This is a genomic window from Klebsiella sp. MS 92-3 (assembly GCF_000195655.1).
Classification (GTDB): domain Bacteria; phylum Pseudomonadota; class Gammaproteobacteria; order Enterobacterales; family Enterobacteriaceae; genus Klebsiella; species Klebsiella pneumoniae.
Genome location: NZ_GL882775.1, coordinates 62,409 through 65,022 on the forward strand (window position 1 = coordinate 62,409; position 2,614 = coordinate 65,022).

Annotated in this window: 2 protein-coding genes; one reads left to right on the plus strand and one right to left on the minus strand. The window is 58.0% G+C overall.

What is annotated here, in order from left to right; all coding sequences use genetic code 11:
* Positions 1-37: 37 nt before the first annotated feature.
* On the minus strand, positions 38-991 hold the full coding sequence (gene tal, locus HMPREF9538_RS18990; protein WP_002887897.1) for a transaldolase: 954 nt from the start codon (positions 989-991) through the stop codon (positions 38-40).
* A 202-nt stretch (positions 992-1,193) separates the two neighbouring features.
* On the opposite strand from tal, the gene HMPREF9538_RS18985 reads away from it, so the two are divergent.
* On the plus strand, positions 1,194-2,614 hold a 1,421-nt coding region (locus HMPREF9538_RS18985; RefSeq protein WP_009484517.1), incomplete at its 3' end, for an alanine/glycine:cation symporter family protein.

The window sequence follows — 2,614 nt, forward strand, 5'->3', positions numbered from 1 at the left end:
GGGGGGGGGGGGGGGGGGCGGCCCCCCCCCTGCGCGATTACAGCAGTTCGTCGATCATTTTTTCCAGTTTTTCCTGGTCGATCGCAAACTTACGGATACCTTCCGCCAGTTTGTCTACCGCCATCGGATCCTGGTTATGCTGCCACAGGAACTCAGATTCGGTAATACGCTCCGGACGCGCTTTCACTTCACCGGTATATACCAGCTTACGCTCAACAGCGCCTTCGCTTTCGGACAGCTCTTTCAGCAGCGCCGGGGCGATGGTCAGGCGGTCACAGCCAGCCAGTTCCAGAATTTCGCCAACGTTACGGAAGCTTGCGCCCATCACGACGGTTTCATAGCCGTGCTGCTTGTAATACTCGTAGATTTCGCTGACGGAAACCACGCCCGGATCTTCTGCCGGTGCGTACTCTTTCTTGTCGGTGTTGGCTTTGTACCAGTCGAGGATACGGCCAACGAACGGCGAAATCAGGAAGACGCCCGCTTCGGCGCAAGCGCGAGCCTGAGCGAAGGAGAACAGCAGCGTCAGGTTACAGTTAATGCCTTCTTTTTCCAGCTGTTCAGCGGCGCGAATGCCCTGCCAGGTGGAGGCCAGTTTGATCAGAATGCGATCGTTGCTGATGCCCGCGTCGTTGTACAGCTTGATGATGCGCTTGGCTTTCGCGATAGACGCTTCGGTGTCATAGGAGAGACGTGCGTCCACTTCGGTAGAGATACGGCCCGGGATCAGTTTCAGAATTTCGAGACCGATGTTCACCGCCAGCTTATCGGAAGCATCGAGGATCTGCTGCGCGCGATCGCTGCTCTGGCTACGAGCCCAGGCGACAGCGTCGTCAATCAGCTTACGGTACTCAGGGATCTGAGCCGCGCCGAGAATCAGGGAAGGGTTAGTGGTGGCATCCTGAGGCTGATACAGCTTCATTGCCGCAATATCTCCGGTGTCAGCGACGACAGTGGTGTACTGACGCAGAGAAGTTAATTTATCCGTCATGATATATTTCTCTTAAACAGCAGTTAAGGGGATGTAACCGGTCTGCCCAGATGATAACACGCTGCCGGGTCAGCGCAACCGCCGACGAGAGAAGAGCGCAGAGTGTGATAAACTATGCAGATTAATTTGCTGAAAGCGAAAGGATTGTCACTTAATTGGTAACGCTTACACTGGCGTACCGGCATGGACAAGAGGATGTTTAATGCCTGATTTTCTCTCATTTATCAATGAAATACTCTGGGGCTCAGTGATGATTTATCTGCTACTGGGCGCCGGTATCTGGTTTAGCTGGCAAACCCGGGGTATTCAGTTTCGTTACGTGCGCAAATTCGGCCGCAGTCTAAAAAAAAGCCTGCACCCGCAGCCGGGTGGTTTAACGTCCTTTCAGGCGCTCTGTACCAGCCTTGCCGCCCGGGTCGGCAGCGGCAATCTTGCCGGGGTGACGCTGGCGATCGCCGCCGGTGGGCCCGGCGCCGTATTCTGGATGTGGGTTTCCGCCCTGCTCGGCATGGCCAGCAGCTTTGCTGAATGTTCCCTTGCTCAGCTGTATAAAGAACGCGATAGCCGCGGACAGTTTCGCGGCGGCCCGGCCTGGTACATGGCGCGCGGGCTCGGCATGCGTTGGATGGGCGTCCTGTTTTCGATCCTCCTCCTGCTGGCCTATGGTTTTATCTTCAATACCGTGCAGGCTAACTCCGTGGCCCATGCCTTGCGCTATGCGTTCGATCTGCCGGCGGCGGTCAGCGGCGGCGTGCTGGCCGTTGTCGTTTTGCTGGCGATCCTCCGTGGTTTACGCGGCGTGGCGCGTCTGATGCAATGGATCGTTCCCTTTATGGCGCTGTTGTGGATCGCCACCAGCCTGCTCATCGGCCTGTGGCACATCACCGCCCTGCCGACGATTTTCGCCACCATCTTTCGCTGCGCCTTCGGCTGGCAGGAGGCCGCCGCCGGCGCGGTGGGCTACACCATCAGCCAGGCGCTGACCAGCGGCTTCCAGCGCGGCATGTTCTCCAATGAAGCAGGGATGGGCTCTTCGCCTAACGCCGCCGCGGCCGCCGCCTCCTGGCCGCCGCACCCGGCGGCGCAGGGGATCGTGCAGATGATTGGCGTGTTTATCGATACTATCGTGATCTGTACCGCCAGCGCGATTATCGTCATGCTGGCGCCGCGGCCCGACAATGAATATACGCTCAACGGTATTCAGGACTTGCAACACGCGATGAGCGTGCTGGTCGGCGGCTGGGGAGCGGGTTTTATCGCCCTCATCGTGCTGCTGTTCGCCTTTAGCTCTATCGTAGCCAATTACGTGTACGCGGAAAATAATCTGGTCTTCCTGCGCCTGGATAAGCCCCGCTATATCTGGGGGCTGCGAATACTCACCGTCCTGATGGTGCTGTTGGGGACCATGGTTAGCCTGCCTGTCGTCTGGCAGAGCGCGGATATCATCATGGCGCTGATGGCGATGACCAACCTGACGGCCATTCTGCTGCTCTCCCCGACGGTGCGGATTATCGCCAGCGATTATCTGCGTCAGCGGCGGCTGGGTATCCAGCCGACTTTCGATGCCACTCGTTACCCGGATATTGACCAACAGCTGGCCCCGGGCGCCTGGAATGAATTTCC

Coding starts and splice junctions, on each gene's coding strand:
- tal (WP_002887897.1), bottom strand. CDS start 991: ATGACGGATAAATTAACTTCTCTGCGTCAGTACACCACTGTCGTCGCT.